This window comes from Streptomyces peucetius (assembly GCF_025854275.1).
In the GTDB taxonomy this organism is placed as follows: Bacteria; Actinomycetota; Actinomycetes; order Streptomycetales; family Streptomycetaceae; genus Streptomyces; species Streptomyces peucetius_A.
Genome location: NZ_CP107567.1, coordinates 1,851,328 through 1,868,085, shown reverse-complemented (window position 1 = coordinate 1,868,085; position 16,758 = coordinate 1,851,328). Strand labels below are relative to the sequence as shown.

The following is a 16,758-nucleotide window of genomic DNA, read 5'->3' as shown; positions in this document are numbered from 1 at the left end:
CCGAGCCGGTCAGCGTCTGAGCCGGGCGTTCGTGAACCGGGTCGGCTCCGCCGTGGCGGGGTCCTCGGGCCACGGGTGCTTCGGGTAGCGCCCCCGCAGCTCCGCCCGCACCGACCGGTAGCCCTCCTGCCAGAACGACGCCAGGTCCGCGGTGACCGCCGCGGGCCGCCCGGCGGGGGAGAGCAGATGCACCACCACCGGAACACCGGCCACCTCGGGTGTCTCGCGCAGCCCGAACAGCTCCTGCAGCTTCACCGCGAGCACCGGCTGTTCACCGCTGTAGTCGACCCGTATCCGGGAGCCGCTCGGCACCTCGATCCGCTCCGGCGCGAGCTCGTCCAGCCGTGCCGCGTCGCCGGTCGCCCACGGCATGAGCCGTCGCAGCGCCTGACCCGCCTGGATACGGCCCAGATCCGCTCGCCGGCGGGCCCGGGTGAGCTCCGGCTCCAGCCAGTCGTCCGCCGCCTCGAGCAGCTCCGCGTCCGACATCCCCGGCCACGGCGGGCCGGCCACCCGGTGCAGGAACCCCAGCCGCTCGCGCAGACCGCGCGCCTCCGGTGTCCAGCGCAGCAGTCCGAGCCCCTCCCGCCGCAGGCCCTCCAGCAGCGCCTGGCGCACGAGCGCCGCATCGGGGTCCCTCAGCGGTTGTACGGCGAGGTCGACGGCGCCGAGCCGCTCCACGCGCCGCGCGGCGACGTCTCCGTCCTCCCAGTGGACCTCCTCGCCACCCGTCAGCAGATGCGAGGCGGCCTCGCGGGCGCCGTCCTCGTCGAGGACGGCGGCCAGCCGTATGTGCGCGGACGCGGCGGTGGCGGGGCGGTCCGCGACGGCGACTGCGAGCCAGGGCGCCTCACGCAGCCGCGAGCCGGTGGCGAGCTCGCCGCCAGTGCCGGAGGCCATCAGGTACGCCCCGTCGCCGCGCCGTCGGGCCACCCGCTCGGGGAACGCGAGGGCGGTGACCAGCCCGGCGACGGCATCGTCCCCGGACGGTCCCTGGTTCCCGGACGGTCCCTGGTTCCCGGGCGGTTCCTGGTTCCCGGACGGTGCCCGCCCACGTCCCGAGCCGCCGAGTGATGCCTCCAGTCGGCGCACCTCCGCCCGCCATCGCGCGCCGTACGCGTCGCCGCCCCGCCGGGCCGCGCGCCAGGCGCCGGCCAGGTCGTCCCCGTACTCCCGCGGCGGCTCCTCGCTCAGCAGCGCGACCACCTCGGCCGCCCGCCGCCCGCCCACCTGCCGGGCGCCGTCCAGCAGCGCGCGGGCCAGCCGGGGATGCAGGCCGAGGCGCGACATCCGGGCGCCCCGTTCGGTGGCCCGCCCAGCTCCGTCGACCGCCCCGATCGCGGCCAGCACGGAGCGCGCGGCGGCCATCGCGCCCGGCGGGGGAGCGTCCAGCAGCGCGAGACCGCTGGCCGCCGGGTCGCCCCAGCACGCGGCATGCAGTGCGAACGACGTCAGGTCCGCGACCTTGATCTCCGGTGCCGGGAAACGCGGCAGCCGGGTGTCCTCGGCCTCCGTCCAGCAGCGGTACACCGCCCCCGGCCCCTCACGCCCGGCTCGGCCGGCCCGCTGCCGGCCCGAGGCCTGCGAGGCCCGCACGGTCGTCAGCGCACTCAGACCGCGCGTGTGGTCGGTACGCGGCTCGCGCGCCAGCCCCGAGTCGACGACCACCCGCACGCCCGGCACGGTCAGGGACGACTCCGCGACCGAGGTCGCCAGGATCACCCGTCGGGTCTCCCCGCCGGCGAGCACGGCGTCCTGGACCGCCGCGGGCGCCCGGCCGTGCACCTGGAGAACCTCAGCCTCCACCCCCGACAACCGGCTCGCGACGCGGCCGATCTCGCCGACGCCCGGCAGGAAGCAGAGCACGTCACCCTCGCGCTCCGCGAGCGCCCTGCGTATCACCGACACCACATGGGTGAGCAGCTCCGGATCGACCCGCATCCCGTGCGGCGGCCGTACCGGGCGGGCCGGTGGTGCCCAGACCACCTCGACCGGGTGGGCGACGCCTGCGGCCCGCACCACCGGCGCGTCGCCGAGCAGCCGCGCCCAGCCCTCGGCGTCCGTCGTGGCCGAGGCCGCCAGAAGCCGCAGATCCGGCCGCAGGGCGGACCGTACGTCCAGCAGGAAAGCGGCAACCGTGTCGGCGTCCAGATGCCGCTCATGACACTCGTCGAGCATCACCACGTCGACACCGGCCAGCTCCTGATCGCGCTGCAGCCGTTGCAGCAGCACACCCGTGGTGACGACCTCCACGACGGTCTCGCGCCCCACCACGCGCTCGCCGCGGACGGTGAAGCCGACGCGGCCTCCTACCTTCTCGCCCAGGAGCCACGCCATGCGCCGCGCTGCCGCGCGCGCCGCTATCCGCCGTGGCTCCGCGACCACGACCCGGGCGCCGGCCTCGGCCAGCACCAGCGGCACCAGTGTGGTCTTGCCGGTGCCCGGCGGCGCGCACAGCACTGCCGTGCCGTGCGCGTCGAGCGCGGCGAACAGGTCGTCGACGGCATGACGGACGGGGAGACGGTCGATTGCGTCGTTTCGGATCACGGGCTCAGTCTCGTACGTCCCGGCGGACGGCGGGTCAGGCTGTCCACAGCCCCGGTGGGTTTGTATGACCATCACGCTCGAGGCGTCCCCACCACCCGGCCGTACCCACTCCGCTCCGTCTCCGCCCCACCGGCCGGAACCCTCTCGACCGGTTTCCACCACCCCGGCCGTTCCCGTTCCCTCCCGGCCGGTCGGTCACGCGCGGCTGTTCCGGCTCCCGGTCGGTCCGTCATCGCCCGGCCGTTCCCGCTCCCGGCCCGGACCGGCCCCGTCGGTGCTCTTCCCGCGCCTTCGGCCGGAGCGACCCCCCGGTCCGGCTCGTCTCAGTCCCGCTCGCAGACGAAGATCGCCGTGCCCGGGATCAGGTTGCCGCGCAGCGGGGACCAGCCGCCCCACTCCTGACTGTTCCAGGCGGGCCACTCCGGTTCGACCAGGTCGATCAGCCGGAAGCCGCCGGCCACCACGTCCCGTACGCGGTCGCCGAGCGTCCTGTGGTGCTCCACGTAGACGGCGTGGCCCTCCTCGTCCTGCTCCACGTACGGAGTGCGGTCGAAGTACGAGGCGGCCACCGACAGGCCCTCGGGCCCGGGCTCGTCGGGGAAGGCCCAGCGGATCGGGTGCGTGACGGAGAAGACCCACCGTCCGCCCGGTCGCAGCACCCGCCTGATCTCCCGGAACACCCGGACCGGGTCCGCGACGAAGGGGACCGCTCCGTATGCCGAGCACGCGAGGTCGAAGGATCCGTCCCGGAACGGCAGCACGCCCGCGTCCGCCTCCACCAGCGGTACGCCCCCGCCGATCCGCAGCGCGTGCTGGAGCTGCCGGTGCGAGAGATCGAGGGCCACGGGCCGGGCGCCCTGGGCGGCGAGCCAGCGTGAACACTGGGCTGCGCCCGCGCCGATCTCGAGCACGTCCAGGCCCTTCAGCGACCCGGCCGGGCCGAGCAGCGCGGCATCCGCCTCGTCCAGCCCCTCCGGCCCCCAGACGAAGCGGTCGTCGCCGAGGAAGGCACCGTGCTCGCTCTGGTACTCGTCGGCGTTCCCGTCCCACCAGCTGCGGCTGGCCCGGCTGCTCTCCGCGTCACCTGTGTCACGGCGGGTCGCTTCCGGTTCGAAATCTTGGCTCATCGTCACCGTCGTTGTAGTTTGCGTTCCAGCGCGCCGACGCCAGGCCCCCGAAAGAGGCCATCGTGGCCTCGGCGAACAAGAGTTGTGCCGGAAATGCGGTCTTCCGTCCCGGGTGTGCGCCTTCGCGCATTGACCGTGTCCGGCTGCCCCCGTATGCTACAAGTTGCGCTGCGGGCCTGCGTGCCTCGGACCGAGCAGGCCGCGCTCGCATCTGTATGTGTCCCTCGGTTCACGAGGCACCTCCAGGATCCTCCGGATCCATCGATAGGTGCTTCCAAGGCTGTCCGGCTTCTGCAGCTGCGATACAAGGCTCTCGGCGTAGCAGTACCTACGACTTCAATGTCCGCACCGGAGCCCTTTCCCACATGACGAGCAGCACCGAGACCACCGCCACCACCCCGCAGGTTGCGGTCAACGACATCGGTAACGAGGAAGCCTTCCTCGCCGCGATCGACGAGACGATCAAGTACTTCAACGACGGCGACATCGTCGACGGCGTCATCGTGAAGGTCGACCGGGACGAGGTCCTGCTCGACATCGGTTACAAGACCGAAGGTGTCATCCCGAGCCGCGAGCTCTCGATCAAGCACGACGTCGACCCGAACGAGGTCGTCAAGGTCGGCGACGAGATCGAGGCCCTTGTCCTTCAGAAGGAGGACAAGGAAGGCCGCCTGATCCTCTCGAAGAAGCGCGCCCAGTACGAGCGGGCCTGGGGCACCATCGAGAAGATCAAGGAAGAGGACGGCATCGTCACCGGCACCGTCATCGAGGTCGTCAAGGGTGGTCTCATCCTCGACATCGGCCTCCGTGGCTTCCTGCCGGCCTCCCTCGTCGAGATGCGCCGTGTCCGCGACCTCCAGCCCTACGTGGGCAAGGAGCTCGAGGCGAAGATCATCGAGCTGGACAAGAACCGCAACAACGTGGTCCTGTCCCGCCGCGCCTGGCTCGAGCAGACCCAGTCCGAGGTGCGTCAGACGTTCCTCACCACCCTGCAGAAGGGCCAGGTCCGCTCCGGCGTCGTTTCCTCGATCGTCAACTTCGGTGCGTTCGTGGACCTGGGTGGCGTCGACGGTCTCGTGCACGTGTCCGAGCTGTCCTGGAAGCACATCGACCACCCGTCCGAGGTTGTCGAGGTCGGCCAGGAGGTCACCGTCGAGGTTCTCGACGTCGACATGGACCGCGAGCGTGTCTCCCTGTCGCTGAAGGCGACGCAGGAGGACCCGTGGCAGCAGTTCGCCCGGACCCACCAGATCGGGCAGGTCGTCCCGGGTAAGGTCACCAAGCTCGTTCCCTTCGGTGCGTTCGTGCGCGTCGACGAGGGCATCGAGGGCCTGGTCCACATCTCCGAGCTGGCCGAGCGCCACGTGGAGATCCCGGAGCAGGTCGTCCAGGTCAACGACGAGATCTTCGTCAAGGTCATCGACATCGACCTCGAGCGCCGTCGCATCAGCCTCTCGCTGAAGCAGGCCAACGAGTCCTTCGGTGCCGACCCGGCCTCGGTCGAGTTCGACCCGACCCTGTACGGCATGGCCGCGTCCTACGACGACCAGGGCAACTACATCTACCCCGAGGGCTTCGACCCGGAGACCAACGACTGGCTGCCGGGCTTCGAGTCCCAGCGCGAGGCGTGGGAGACCCAGTACGCCGAGGCGCAGTCGCGCTTCGAGCAGCACCAGGCTCAGGTCATCAAGTCCCGCGAGGCCGACGAGGCCGCCGCTGCCGAGGGTGGCGCCGCTGCCCCGGCCGGTGCCCCCGCGGGTGCTTCCGGTGGCTCCTACTCCTCGGAGTCGGACGACAACTCCGGCGCCCTGGCGTCGGACGAGGCGCTTGCCGCCCTGCGCGAGAAGCTGGCCGGCGGCCAGAGCTGACGCTCTGCCCCTGACAGCCAACAGCTGAAGTAAGGCCCGCTCCCCTCCGGGGGGCGGGCCTTACCGCGTTCAGGGACCACGGCCGCCCCCGGATGTTCGACACCGGCCACACCGGAACACAAGAGAGAACGGGAATGCACACACCCCACCGCACGTTCTTGTCTTCGAACACGAGGAGGAGCGGTAATCGTGCTTGATCCGCAGGATTTGTACGAGTGGGAGCCGAAGGGCCTGGCGGTCGTCGACATGGCGCTCGCGCAGGAGTCCGCCGGCCTGGTCATGCTGTACCACTTCGACGGCTACATCGACGCGGGGGAGACCGGCGAGCAGATCGTCGACAATCTGCTGCAGACGCTGCCCCACCAGGTGGTGGCGCGTTTCGACCACGACCGGCTCGTGGACTACCGCGCCCGTCGGCCGCTGCTCACCTTCCGGCGCGACCGCTGGGCGGGATACGACACCCCCTCGCTGGAGGTGCGGCTCGTCCAGGACGCCACCGGCGCACCCTTCCTGCTGCTTTCCGGGCCCGAGCCGGACGTCGAGTGGGAGCGCTTCGCCGCCGCGGTCGGACAGATCGTCGAGCGGCTCGGAGTGCGCCTCGCGGTGAACTTCCACGGCATCCCCATGGGTGTTCCGCACACCCGGCCCGTCGGCATCACGCCGCACGGCAACCGCACGGACCTCACACCGGGCCATCAAAGCCCCTTCGACGAGGCCCAGGTCCCCGGCAGCGCCGAGGCACTCGTCGAGTACCGCCTGATGCAGGCCGGTCATGACGTGCTCGGCGTGGCCGCCCACGTACCGCACTACGTGGCCCGCTCCTCCTATCCGGACGCGGCGCTGACCGTGCTGGAGACCATCACGGCCGCCACGGGACTGGTGCTGCCGGCAGTGGCGCATTCGCTCCGCACGGAGGCGCACCGCACCCAGACCGAGATCGAGCGGCAGATCGGCGAGGGCGACGAAGAGCTGGTCGCCCTGGTGCAGGGCCTTGAGCACCAGTACGACGCGATGACCGGGGCGGAGAGCCGCGGCAGTCTCGTCGCCGAGGCCGTCGAGCTGCCGTCGGCGGACGAGCTCGGGCTGGAGTTCGAGCGCTTCCTCGCGGAACGCGAGGGCGATGCCTAGGACCCGGCCGACAGGGCGGGGCCGGTGAGTGCTCGCGTAGGCTGCGGCGCATGCTGACAGTGGGCCTGACCGGCGGTATCGGTGCCGGCAAGAGCGAAGTGTCCCGGCGGCTCGTCTCGTACGGGGCGGTCCTGGTCGATGCCGACAGGATCGCCCGTGAGGTGGTCGAGCCCGGGACGCCGGGCCTCGCGGCCGTCGTCGACGCCTTCGGCCCGGAAGTCCTGGGTGCCGACGGCTCCCTGGACCGTCCCAAGCTCGGTTCGATCGTGTTCACCGATCCCGAGCGCCTCGCCGTTCTGAACGGCATCGTCCATCCCCTGGTCGGCGCCCGGTCCCGTGAACTCGAACAGGCCGCGGGCCCTGACGACGTGGTCGTCCACGACGTACCGCTGCTCACGGAGAACAACCTCCAGTCGCTCTACGACCTGGTGATCGTCGTGGACGCGTCGCCGGAGACCCAGCTCGAACGGCTCGTGGAACTGCGCGGGATGACCGAGAGCGAGGCCCGCTCCCGCATGGCCGCCCAGGCCACGCGTGAGCAGCGGCTGGCCGTCGCCGACATCGTCATCGACAACGACGGACCGTTGGAGAAGCTGGAGCCGCAGGTCCGTGAAGTCTGGAACGAGCTGACCCGGCGCGCCTCGCGGGCGCGGTGACCTGACGGAATAGCGCCACGGCGTCCCGTGTTGGCAACGGCACAGCCAGGGGAAGGATGCGAACGTGTCGAACAGCAACCCGGAGACCCACGTCATCGACTACCGCGCCGCCGAGCAGTTGCTGGCCGCGCGGGACCCGCGCGGGGCCGTCAAGCTGCTGGACTCGGTGATCGCTGCCCACCCCGAGAACACGGCGGCCCGGCTGCTGCGCGCACGCGCGTTCTTCGCCGCCGCGCAACTGCGTCCGGCAGAGCTCGAGTTCGAGCTGGTCCTCGAGCGTGAGCCCGACAACGCGTTCGCGCACTTCGCCCTCGCCCGCACCTTCGAACGGGCAGGCAGGCCGGAGCAGGCCAAGCGCCACTTCCGCCTGGCGGCGGCCCTGGACCCGAACCCGGAGTATCTCCAGGCCGCCCGTTTCGACACAGAGTGACACCGGCGCCGCGGGCCCGGACGACGACCGGCGTCCGGGCTCCGAGCGGCGTCCGGACGGGGCCGTTCGGCCGGCGCCGCAGCTCAGTCGCGGCCGGGCGGTTCGTACGGTGGGACGTCCCGGCCGGGCTGAAAGTGCGGGCCCTGGCGGATGTGGCGCACGACCAGGAACAGGTCCACGGCCACGACGAGGAAGAGAATCCCGCATACCACGGCCCAGCCGGGACGCTCGGTGAGCGCGAAGGCGACCGTGCCTACCGCCGTCCAGATCAGGCCCCACACGCCCAGCCAGAAGCGCATCCGCAGGGGACTGCGTGCGGTGACGGGTTCACTCCCAGTACGCATGGCATCGCATCTCCTTCTCCAGGATGCACCTCCTACGGGCAGCTGCCCAAATCTCCGGGGGCGCCGCGGATTTGTCGGCCCGGACCGATGATTTCCGCGGCAAGCGGCGGTCCGACTGTGTGAAAGCGCCATGGAACTGTCCGACAGCGCCATGGAAATGAAAGTGCCTTCGCATCTCTCACCGCTCACGTCCGAGGAGACACCCATGTCCGCCACCGCTTCCTCCGCTTCGTCCACCGCTGCCGTCCCGACGCTCGCCGCCGGACCGACCCGCCGCACCCACCTCGTCGTCCGCGCGCTGCAGATCGTCCTCGCTCTGTTCTTCGCCGTCGCCAGCGCTGCGCCGAAACTCGTGGCGCACTCCTCCGCGACGGAGGGCTTCGACGCAATCGGCTACGGCGACTGGTACATGTACTTGGTGGGCGGCCTGGAGCTGGCCGGTGCGATCGCCCTGGTGATCCCGCTGCTGTCCGGGGTCGCCGCGATGGCACTCATGGGACTGATGATCGGTGCCTTCGCCACGCAGCTGACCGTGTTCGACGGGCAGAACGCGCTCACCCCGGTCATCTTCTTCGCCCTGCTGACGGTCGTCGCCGTGGTCCGCCGGCATCACACCTCACAGCTCGTCGCCCTGGTGCGAAACCACGGCTGACACCGCGGTGAGGGGTGCCGGTCACCAGGTGAAAGACCAGGTCACAGCCGTGTGTGCCGTCGCTGTCATACCCCGCCCGTAAGGTCGTTCATGCGCGGTGCCACTCCGGGCACCCCACGCATTCACATGTCCCTGCACACACTGGCGGGAGAGGAGATGACGCCATGGTCCCGGAGCCGGACACGACAGCCGTCCGTGCCGCAGCCGCCGTCTTCCTGCCCGCCGCACTGCCGCGCGACGGCCGGATCGCCTTCTGGTCCCCGGACGGGCATCCGCTCCCCGGCGCGAGCGGTGAGATCACCGTCGTCCGCCCGCACGGGCAGGCGGACACGCCGTCCGTCCGCAGCGTCACCGTTCCCGCTGTCGTCATGCCGGTGGTGGACGCCGCGCCGCTGCTGATCAGGGCCCGGCTGGACCCTGTCGCGCACCCCGCCGCCGCCTGCTGGGGCGCGGCCGTGCTGCACGCGCTGCATCTCGTCGCCCGCGGCCGGCTGCTGCCGGGGCTGACTCCCTCCGACCACGACGCCTGGCGTGCCGGACCGCTCGACGCCGATGACGTCGCGCAGTTGCGTGCCATCGCCGCCGCCATGCCGTACGAGGCGCACGCCGCTCCCGTCGACGGGGACGGGCCGGCTGCCGACGGGGACGGGCCGTTGCGGCTCCCGGAGCCGGAGTCGCTGGTGCGTGCTTTCTTCGACGCGGTGGCCGACAGCCTGCCGCGCACACCCGCCGCCTCCGACGCCGCAGGTGCGCCGTTCGCGGCGGCCGAGCCGCAGCACCTCCCCGGGGCCCGCGAGTGGGCGGCCGAGGCGGCGGCCGGGATGGACGCCGGCGTCCGGGTCGCCCTGCGCCTGGACCTGTCCGCGTACGAGCTCTTCGACGCCACCGCGGACGGCGGCGGGGCGGAGCGCAGCGCGGGGGCCGCCGTGGTCCAGGTGCACAGCCTCGCCGACCCGACCCTGGTCATGGACGCCGCGCGGCTCTGGGCAGGAGACGGCGACGAGCACTTCGGGCCGCGGGCCCGCATCGACACCGTGCTGGCGCTGCGCCGTGCCGCCCGCGCCTGGCAGCCGCTCGCCCGGCTGCTGGAGCGGGACGTGCCGGACGTGCTGCCGCTGACGGAGGACGAGCTGTACGAGCTGCTCGGACCGGGCACCGCCCGCCTGGACGCGGCCGGAGTGAGCGTCCACTGGCCCAAGGAGCTCGCCCGTACGCTCACGGCCGCCGCCGTCGTGCGGTCCGCGCCCGGTTCCGCCACCGACGGCACCCCCTTCTTCGACAGCGGCGATCTGCTCAGGTTCGACTGGCAGCTGGCCCTCGACGGAGATCCGCTGACGGAACGCGAGATGGACGCGCTCGCCGAGTCGCACCGCCCCATCGTGCGATTGCGTGACCGCTGGGTCGTCGTCGACCCCGACCTGGTGCGCAAGGCACGCAAGAGGGAGCTCGGTCTCCTGGAGCCGGTCGACGCCCTGGCAGTGGCGCTGACCGGCACGGCGGACGTCGACGGCGAAACGGTGGAGGCGGTGCCCACGGGCGCGCTGGCCGCCCTGCGTGACCGCCTCACCGTCCCCGCCGCCCCGGCCGAGGCGCCCGAGGGCCTGCACGCCACTCTGCGGGACTACCAGCTGCGTGGCCTGGCCTGGCTGGACCTCATGACGTCGCTCGGCCTCGGCGGCTGCCTGGCCGACGACATGGGTCTCGGCAAGACCGTCACCGTGATCGCCCTGCACCTGCGCCGCGCGCGTACCGCGCCGACGCTCGTCGTGTGCCCGGCGTCGCTCCTCGGCAACTGGCAGCGGGAGATCGCCCGGTTCGCCCCGGACGTCCCCGTGCGGCGGTTCCACGGCGCGGGCCGCACCCTCGACAGACCGGACGGCGGCTTCGTGCTGACCACGTACGGCACCATGCGCAGCAGCGCCGAGGAGCTGGCCGCGCACACCTGGGGGATGGTCGTCGCCGACGAGGCCCAGCATGTGAAGAACCCGTTCTCCGCCACCGCCAAGGCTCTGCGCACCCTCCCCACCCCCGCCCGCGTGGCCCTCACCGGCACCCCTGTGGAGAACAACCTCTCCGAGCTGTGGGCGCTGCTGGACTGGACGACTCCGGGGCTCCTCGGCCCGCTCAAGGCATTCCGCTCCCGCCACGCCCGCCTGGTGGAGACCGGAGAGGACGACGACGCCGTGGAGCGGCTCGCGCGGCTCGTCCGCCCGTTCCTGCTGCGCCGGAAGAAGTCCGACCCGGGGATCGTGCCCGAGCTGCCGCCCAAGACCGAGTCCGACCATCCGGTGCCGCTCACACGCGAGCAGGCGTCCCTCTACGAAGCCGTGGTGCGCGAGACGATGGCGGCCATCGAGGCGGCGGACGGCATCGCGCGCCGCGGCCTTGTGATGAAGCTGCTGACGGCCCTCAAACAGATCTGCAACCACCCGGCCCAGTTCCTCAAGGAGTACGGCGCCGCGCTGGGCACCGGCCAGGGCGGCACCGGCGCCGGCCGGCTCACGGGCCGCTCGGGAAAGCTCGCGCTGCTCGACGAACTGCTCGAGACGATCCTCTCGGAGGACGGCTCCGTCCTCGTCTTCACCCAGTACGTCTCCATGGCCCGGCTGCTCTCCGCCCACCTCTCGTCCCGCGCGATCCCGAGCCAGCTGCTGCACGGCGGGACGCCGGTGGCGGAGCGCGAACGGATGGTCGACCGCTTCCAGTCCGGCGAGGTGCCGGTGTTCATCCTTTCGCTCAAGGCCGCGGGGACCGGGCTGAACCTCACCAGGGCGGGCCATGTCGTGCACTACGACCGCTGGTGGAACCCGGCGGTCGAGGAGCAGGCGACCGACCGCGCCTACCGCATCGGCCAGACACAGCCCGTCCAGGTCCACCGTCTCGTCACCGAGGGCACGGTGGAGGACCGCATCGCCGAGATGCTCGCCTCCAAGCGCGCGCTGGCGGACGCGGTGCTGGGCTCCGGCGAGGCGGCGCTGACCGAACTCACCGACCGGGAGCTGGCCGACCTCGTCTCTCTGCGGAGGCCCTCATGACCCCGCGTACGCGCCCCGGCTCGCGACCCGGCCCGCCGGCAGGGCCGCACCACGACGACCAGCGCCGGACCTTCCCCGCGCTCGAGCCGCTCGCCGGGCAGGAGACAGCCACGACCTGGTGGGGCAACGCCTGGGTGGAGGCCCTCGAGGAAACCGCCCTCGACCCGGCGCGCCTGGTGCGCGGCCGGGCCTATGCCGCCCGCGGCCATGTCGCCGCCATCACGGTGACGCCGGGCCGCGTCATGGCGTACGTGCAGGGCAGCCGCCCCCGTCCGTACCGGACCGAGATCCGTCTGCGCACCCTCAGCGACGACGACTGGGACGACTTCCTGGCCGCGGCGGCGGCCCGCCCCGACCACATCGCGGCCCTCCTCGACAAGGATGTCCCGCAGGCGCTGGCGAGCACCGCCGAACTGCTGCCCACACCGGACGACCTGATCCCCGACTGCTCCTGCCCGGACGACGGTTACCCCTGCAAGCACGCCGCGGCACTCAGCTACCAGACGGCCAGGCTGCTCGACGAGGACCCGTTCGTGCTCTTCCTGATGCGCGGCCGCGGAGAACGGGAGATCCTCTCCGCGCTCTCCCGCCGTAACGCGACGCGTTCCGCCGCCGAGCACACCGCGGCCGCGTCAGCGGCGCCCCTGGCGACAGTGCCGGCGGGCGAGGCCGTCGCCGCTGCCACCACGCTGCCGCCCCTGCCGCCGCCCTTCACCGCCCCCCGGCGACCCGGCCGTCCCCCGGCCTATCCGCACGTACCCGGCGCTCCTGACCCGCTCGCACTGGACCTGCTCGCCGGTGAGGCCGCCGGACGGGCCCACGCCCTGCTCACCACGGGTCACGACCCGGTCGCCGCTCTGACCCGCTGGCAGGACACCGTCCGGCTCGCCGCCGCCCATCCCGGCTCGGGCCTGACCGCCTCCACCCGCGCCCTGTACCGGGACCTCGCCGCAGCGGCCGACCGTACGCCCACCGATCTGGCCCGTGCCGTCGCCGCGTGGCGGCAGGGCGGACCGGAGGCCCTGTCCGTGCTGGAGGAGCCGTGGGATCCGCCCGCCGGCCCCTTCGACCGGGCACGCCCGGCCCTGGCCGCCGCGGACTTCCCCGATTTCCGGCCCTGGCGCAACCACCTCTCCGCGCGTTCGCTCCAGCTCCGGCTCGGTCGCAACGGCCTCTGGTACCAGTACGAGTCGGACCCCGACCGCGAGGACTGGTGGCCGCGCGGCACCCCCGACACCGACCCGGTCGGGGCGCTCGCCGCGCTCCTCGGGAGGTGACGGCGACTTCGGACGATGTCAGAAATCGATCCTCGTCGGTTCGTCGAGCCGCGCCACCGACTCCTGCGCGAACATGCGCGCGTACGCGTCACGGATCCGCTCGATCCGGCCGCCACGTGCACGGGCCTCGGCGGCGGGATACAGCAGGATCAGCTCGTACGAACGCTCCCGCTCGATGACGCCGTCGGAGTCGCGCCATTGGCCGCGTCCCTGCTGGACGGTCAGCCCCTCCGGGAAGGCGGGTGTGACGCTCCGGTCGATGAACGCCGTGAACTGGGCGTCCGTCACATCAGGCCCTCCGTCAGGGCGTTGAGTGCCGAAGAACAGCCGCGTCTCGATGTAGGCCTCGCCCCGCGCCACCACCGCGGCCGGCGTCCCGGATCCGCTCCACCCGCCGTCCAGGGTCGCCCGCGAGGTTGGTGCGCCCACGGCCAGGACGGCCACCGCCGCGCCGGCGACGGCCATCAGGGTGCGCTGCCCCACCGACCGGGGCTTCAGCGCGCGGGGCGGATCGGGCGGCGGAGAGACTGCGTCGAGGTCCGCACGGTCAGGTCCTCTTGCCGGTACGAGCGGCCGGCGGACAGCCGGCCCGCGCCCACCCTTACCGCCGGGAGCTCCCCGCAACCGGCCGGGGCACAAGCTCCGGCCGGAATCCACCCGCACGAGCGCATCCCGCAGCGCGGCCGGCGCGACGCGGGGTAGGACAGGATCCGGAGCCGGGTCCGAACCCGCCTCGGGTCCGGACCCGGACCCGGCCCCCCGGACCGGGAGCCGGTGACGTCGACAAGGAGTACCGGATGGCCGCAGTGGAGAACGGGGACCGCACGACACGAGCCGATCTCGTGATCACCGGTTGCACCGCGCTGGTGCACGGCGAGGACGGCCGGATCGACTTCGCGGACGACGCGGCCGTCGTCGTCCGCGGCGGAGTCGTCGACGCCGTGACGACAGCCGCCGCTGTCGCGGACCTCCCCGCGACCGAACGCATCGACGGCAGCGGGCAGGTCGCCATGCCGGGTCTCGTCAACTGCCACACTCACTCGCCGATGGTCGCGCTCCGCGGAATCGCGGAGGACATGCCCGTCGAGGAATGGTTCAACGACTGGATCTGGCCCATCGAGTCCAACCTCACCGACTCCGTCGTCGAACTGGGCGCCCTGCTGGCCTGCGCGGAGATGATCAGGGGCGGGGTCACCACCTTCGCGGACCACTACTTCGCCATGGACAAGGTCGCCGCGGCCGTGACGCACAGCGGTCTGCGGGCCAACCTGGGCTGGGCGTACTTCTCCGGCCAGGGAACCGAAGGACGCGAACGGTCCCTCGACTTCGCGCTCAGCGCGAACGGGTCGGCCGATGGGCGGATCACGACATCGCTGGCGCCCCATGCTCCGTACACGGTCGACGACGAGGACCTCGCGGCCACGGCCGAACTGGCCCGCGAGCACGGGCTCCCCGTCCATCTCCACGCGGCCGAGAACAAGGCGCAGACCGACCACAGCCTCGAACGGTACGGACGCACCCCCATCGAGGTCCTGGAGCGGGCTGGGCTGCTGGACACCGATCTGCTCATCGCACACGGCACCGGAATCACAGGACGGGACCTGCCCGTGCTGCGGCGCGCCACGGGCCGGGTCGCCGTCGCCACTGCGCCGCGCGGCTACCTCAAGTTCGGCTGGGACACGACCCCGGTCCGGGCGCTGGCCGGCCTCGGCGTCCCCGTAGGACTGGCGACCGACGGCGCGGCCTCCAACAACACCCTCGACGTCTGGGAGTCCATGACGCTCACCGTGCTCGTGCAGAAGTCGACGGAACGCGACCCGGCATGGCTGACCGCCCGGCAGGCACTTGACCACGCCACCGCACAGAGCGCGCGGGCAGTGGGGCTCGGCGACCGGATCGGTGCGCTCGCCCCCGGGCGGCGGGCGGACGTGATCCTGGTGGACCTCACCGGCCCGCACACCCGGCCGGTGCACGACGTGGCCGCGACCCTGGTGCACAGCGCGCGGTCCTCGGACGTCCGCACTACCGTCGTGGACGGCAAGGTCCTGATGCGGGACCGTCGGCTGCTCACACTCGACGTGCCCGCGGTCGCCGCCGAACTCGACCGGGAACTGCCTGCCTTGATCCGCCGGCGGGACGGGCGGCGCATCCAGGAGTACAACGCGTGAGGGGTGGCGACCCGGCCAGGTCAGGGGTGCGGAGGCCGCTCAAACACGACACACTCGATGGAGTGAATGCGTCGTTGGGCAGAACCGATGTGGTTGTGCGGCGTTAGCTCCGGTGCGGGCAAGTGTCCCGTGGAACTCCATCTGAAGGCAGGCAACCCATGAGGCAGGTTCACCGAAAGGGCCTGGCGACCGTGATGCTCACAGGCGGCGCATTGGCCATGGCGACGGGTTACGCTCAGGCTGACTCGGGTGCGCACGGCGCCGCCGTCGGATCTCCCGGCGTGCTCTCCGGAAACGGCGTCCAGCTTCCGGTGCACGTCCCGATGAACGTGTGCGGCAACACGGTCAATGTCGTCGGACTGCTCAACCCGGCCGCGGGCAACTCCTGCGCCAACGTGTCGCAAGGCGGCAACGGTGGCAGCGGTGACAACGGCGGCGGCGCCCAGGCAGACGGCGAAGTGGCCCATTCCCCCGGCGTGCTGTCGGGCAACGGCGTGCAGATGCCCGTCGACGTGCCGGTCAACGTGAGCGGCAACTCCGTGAACGTCGTCGGCATCGGCAACCCCGCCACCGGCAACACCTCGGTGAACGACTCGGGCAAGCCGCCCGTCGAGGAGAAGCCGGCCACGCCGCCGGAGGTCGCCAAGCCCGAGCAGCCGGCCGCGCAGGGCGAGGAGGCCCCGAAGGCCGCCGGAGGGTCGCTCGCCCACACCGGGTCCGACGGGCTGGCGTTCGCGGTGCCCGCCGGCGCGACCATGATTTTCGGCGGCCTCGTGCTGTACCGCCGGTTCCGTCCCTCGCAGCAGTCCTAGGCAGGTTCAACGGGCCGCCGCCAGGACGCCAGCACCGCGTCGATCTCCTCCGCGACGCGGGCGCGCGCCTGGTGGCGGGCCACACCGGCCGCCAGCAGGGTGTCGTAGGCGGTGTCGAGGTGCCGTACGGACGCGCGCACCGCGGCCGTGACGGCCTCCTCGTCCAGCGAGCGGCCCGCCGCGGTGCGGCCCACGCGGCCGCTGCCGCGGACGGACGCGTGCGAGGCGATGTCTGCGGCACGCTCCGCGGGGCAGCCGGGGAACAACCGCGCAATCACCGCTGTCAGTTCCGCGGTGAACCGCACGTCCTCAGCGGCCCGGCGCGCCGCGTCCCGCGCACGGCGGCGGGCACGGGCGTTCGCGTCGGCGAGGCAGGCCGACTCCGCGAGGGCGAGCGCCGGCTCCTCCACGAGCAGTCCCTGGCGCTCGTAGCGTCCGCGCCGCCGGTTGAGCCGGACCACCACCGCCCAGAGCGAACTCGCCTCCCGTGCCCGTCTGGTCAGGGCGGCGTCACCTCTCGGCAGGTACACGAGGTGACCGAGGTCCGCACAGTCCAGGCAGACGGGCGCACCGGACTCGACGAGATGCATCGGCAGCGGCCCCCTGCAACACTCCGAGCAGTGCCTTCCCTTGAGCGGCCGGATCACCACCACGTCCATGTCGGGTACGTACCCCAGGGGTACGCTCCGCTCCCATGGCGCGCAACTGCCCGGT

The 16,758-nt window shown here is 72.4% G+C and carries 14 protein-coding genes; 9 read left to right on the top strand and 5 right to left on the bottom strand.

All coding sequences use genetic code 11. From position 1 onward, the window contains the following. Nucleotides 1-9: 9 nt before the first annotated feature. Together hrpB and OGH68_RS08610 are read right to left on the bottom strand one after the other, a co-directional pair. Nucleotides 10-2,547: an ATP-dependent helicase HrpB gene (gene hrpB, locus OGH68_RS08615; protein ID WP_264242744.1), complete on the bottom strand. Its 2,538-nt coding sequence runs from the start codon at nt 2,545-2,547 to the stop codon at nt 10-12. A gap of 323 nt (nt 2,548-2,870) precedes the next feature. Next, entirely contained in the window at nt 2,871-3,674 is an 804-nt protein-coding gene (locus OGH68_RS08610; RefSeq protein ID WP_264242743.1) for a class I SAM-dependent methyltransferase, read from the bottom strand. 365 nt (nt 3,675-4,039) lie between these two features. On the opposite strand from OGH68_RS08610, the gene rpsA reads away from it, so the two are divergent. The 4 genes from rpsA to OGH68_RS08590 all read left to right on the top strand — a co-directional run bounded on the left by rpsA (nt 4,040) and on the right by OGH68_RS08590 (nt 7,756). Next, on the top strand, nt 4,040-5,542 hold the full coding sequence (rpsA, locus tag OGH68_RS08605) for a 30S ribosomal protein S1 (RefSeq protein ID WP_264242742.1): 1,503 nt from the start codon (nt 4,040-4,042) through the stop codon (nt 5,540-5,542). A gap of 189 nt (nt 5,543-5,731) precedes the next feature. Continuing rightward, nucleotides 5,732-6,670, top strand: coding sequence for a PAC2 family protein (locus tag OGH68_RS08600; protein ID WP_264242741.1), 939 nt, complete (start codon nt 5,732-5,734; stop codon nt 6,668-6,670). 50 nt (nt 6,671-6,720) lie between these two features. Then, the gene (coaE, locus tag OGH68_RS08595; RefSeq protein ID WP_264242739.1) at nt 6,721-7,326 is read left to right on the top strand and encodes a dephospho-CoA kinase; all 606 of its coding nucleotides are present in this window, start codon (nt 6,721-6,723) and stop codon (nt 7,324-7,326) included. A 64-nt stretch (nt 7,327-7,390) separates the two neighbouring features. Next, nucleotides 7,391-7,756: a tetratricopeptide repeat protein gene (locus OGH68_RS08590; RefSeq protein ID WP_264242738.1), complete on the top strand. Its 366-nt coding sequence runs from the start codon at nt 7,391-7,393 to the stop codon at nt 7,754-7,756. Between the two features lie 83 nt (nt 7,757-7,839). On the opposite strand, the gene OGH68_RS08585 is transcribed toward OGH68_RS08590, so the two are convergent. After that, complete coding sequence (locus tag OGH68_RS08585) at nt 7,840-8,100, bottom strand: DUF6343 family protein (RefSeq protein ID WP_264242737.1); 261 nt, start codon at nt 8,098-8,100, stop codon at nt 7,840-7,842. Nucleotides 8,101-8,305: 205 nt separating this feature from the next. Here OGH68_RS08585 and OGH68_RS08580 point away from each other — a divergent pair, with 205 nt between their 5' ends. From OGH68_RS08580 to OGH68_RS08570, 3 genes are all read left to right on the top strand, one after another. Further along, nucleotides 8,306-8,752, top strand: coding sequence for a DoxX family protein (locus OGH68_RS08580; RefSeq protein WP_264242736.1), 447 nt, complete (start codon nt 8,306-8,308; stop codon nt 8,750-8,752). A 164-nt stretch (nt 8,753-8,916) separates the two neighbouring features. Beyond that, nucleotides 8,917-11,787 (top strand): DEAD/DEAH box helicase, encoded by a 2,871-nt coding sequence (locus tag OGH68_RS08575; RefSeq protein ID WP_264242735.1) that lies wholly within the window; start codon nt 8,917-8,919, stop codon nt 11,785-11,787. Further along, complete coding sequence (locus OGH68_RS08570) at nt 11,784-13,064, top strand: SWIM zinc finger family protein (protein ID WP_264242734.1); 1,281 nt, start codon at nt 11,784-11,786, stop codon at nt 13,062-13,064. Before OGH68_RS08575 ends, OGH68_RS08570 begins: the two co-directional genes overlap by 4 nt. 18 nt (nt 13,065-13,082) lie before the next feature. On the opposite strand, the gene OGH68_RS08565 is transcribed toward OGH68_RS08570, so the two are convergent. Further along, nucleotides 13,083-13,529, bottom strand: coding sequence for a DUF3574 domain-containing protein (locus OGH68_RS08565; protein WP_264249975.1), 447 nt, complete (start codon nt 13,527-13,529; stop codon nt 13,083-13,085). Nucleotides 13,530-13,861: 332 nt separating this feature from the next. Between OGH68_RS08565 and OGH68_RS08560 the strand changes: the two genes are divergently transcribed. Together OGH68_RS08560 and OGH68_RS36135 are read left to right on the top strand one after the other, a co-directional pair. After that, nucleotides 13,862-15,232 (top strand): amidohydrolase, encoded by a 1,371-nt coding sequence (locus OGH68_RS08560; protein ID WP_264242733.1) that lies wholly within the window; start codon nt 13,862-13,864, stop codon nt 15,230-15,232. Between the two features lie 158 nt (nt 15,233-15,390). Next, complete coding sequence (locus OGH68_RS36135; protein WP_319020189.1) at nt 15,391-16,044, top strand: chaplin; 654 nt, start codon at nt 15,391-15,393, stop codon at nt 16,042-16,044. On the opposite strand, the gene OGH68_RS08545 is transcribed toward OGH68_RS36135, so the two are convergent. Further along, nucleotides 16,041-16,703, bottom strand: a complete 663-nt coding sequence (locus OGH68_RS08545) for a DUF2293 domain-containing protein (RefSeq protein WP_264242732.1) — start codon at nt 16,701-16,703, stop codon at nt 16,041-16,043. The genes OGH68_RS36135 and OGH68_RS08545 overlap by 4 nt on opposite strands. Nucleotides 16,704-16,758: the final 55 nt, after the last annotated feature.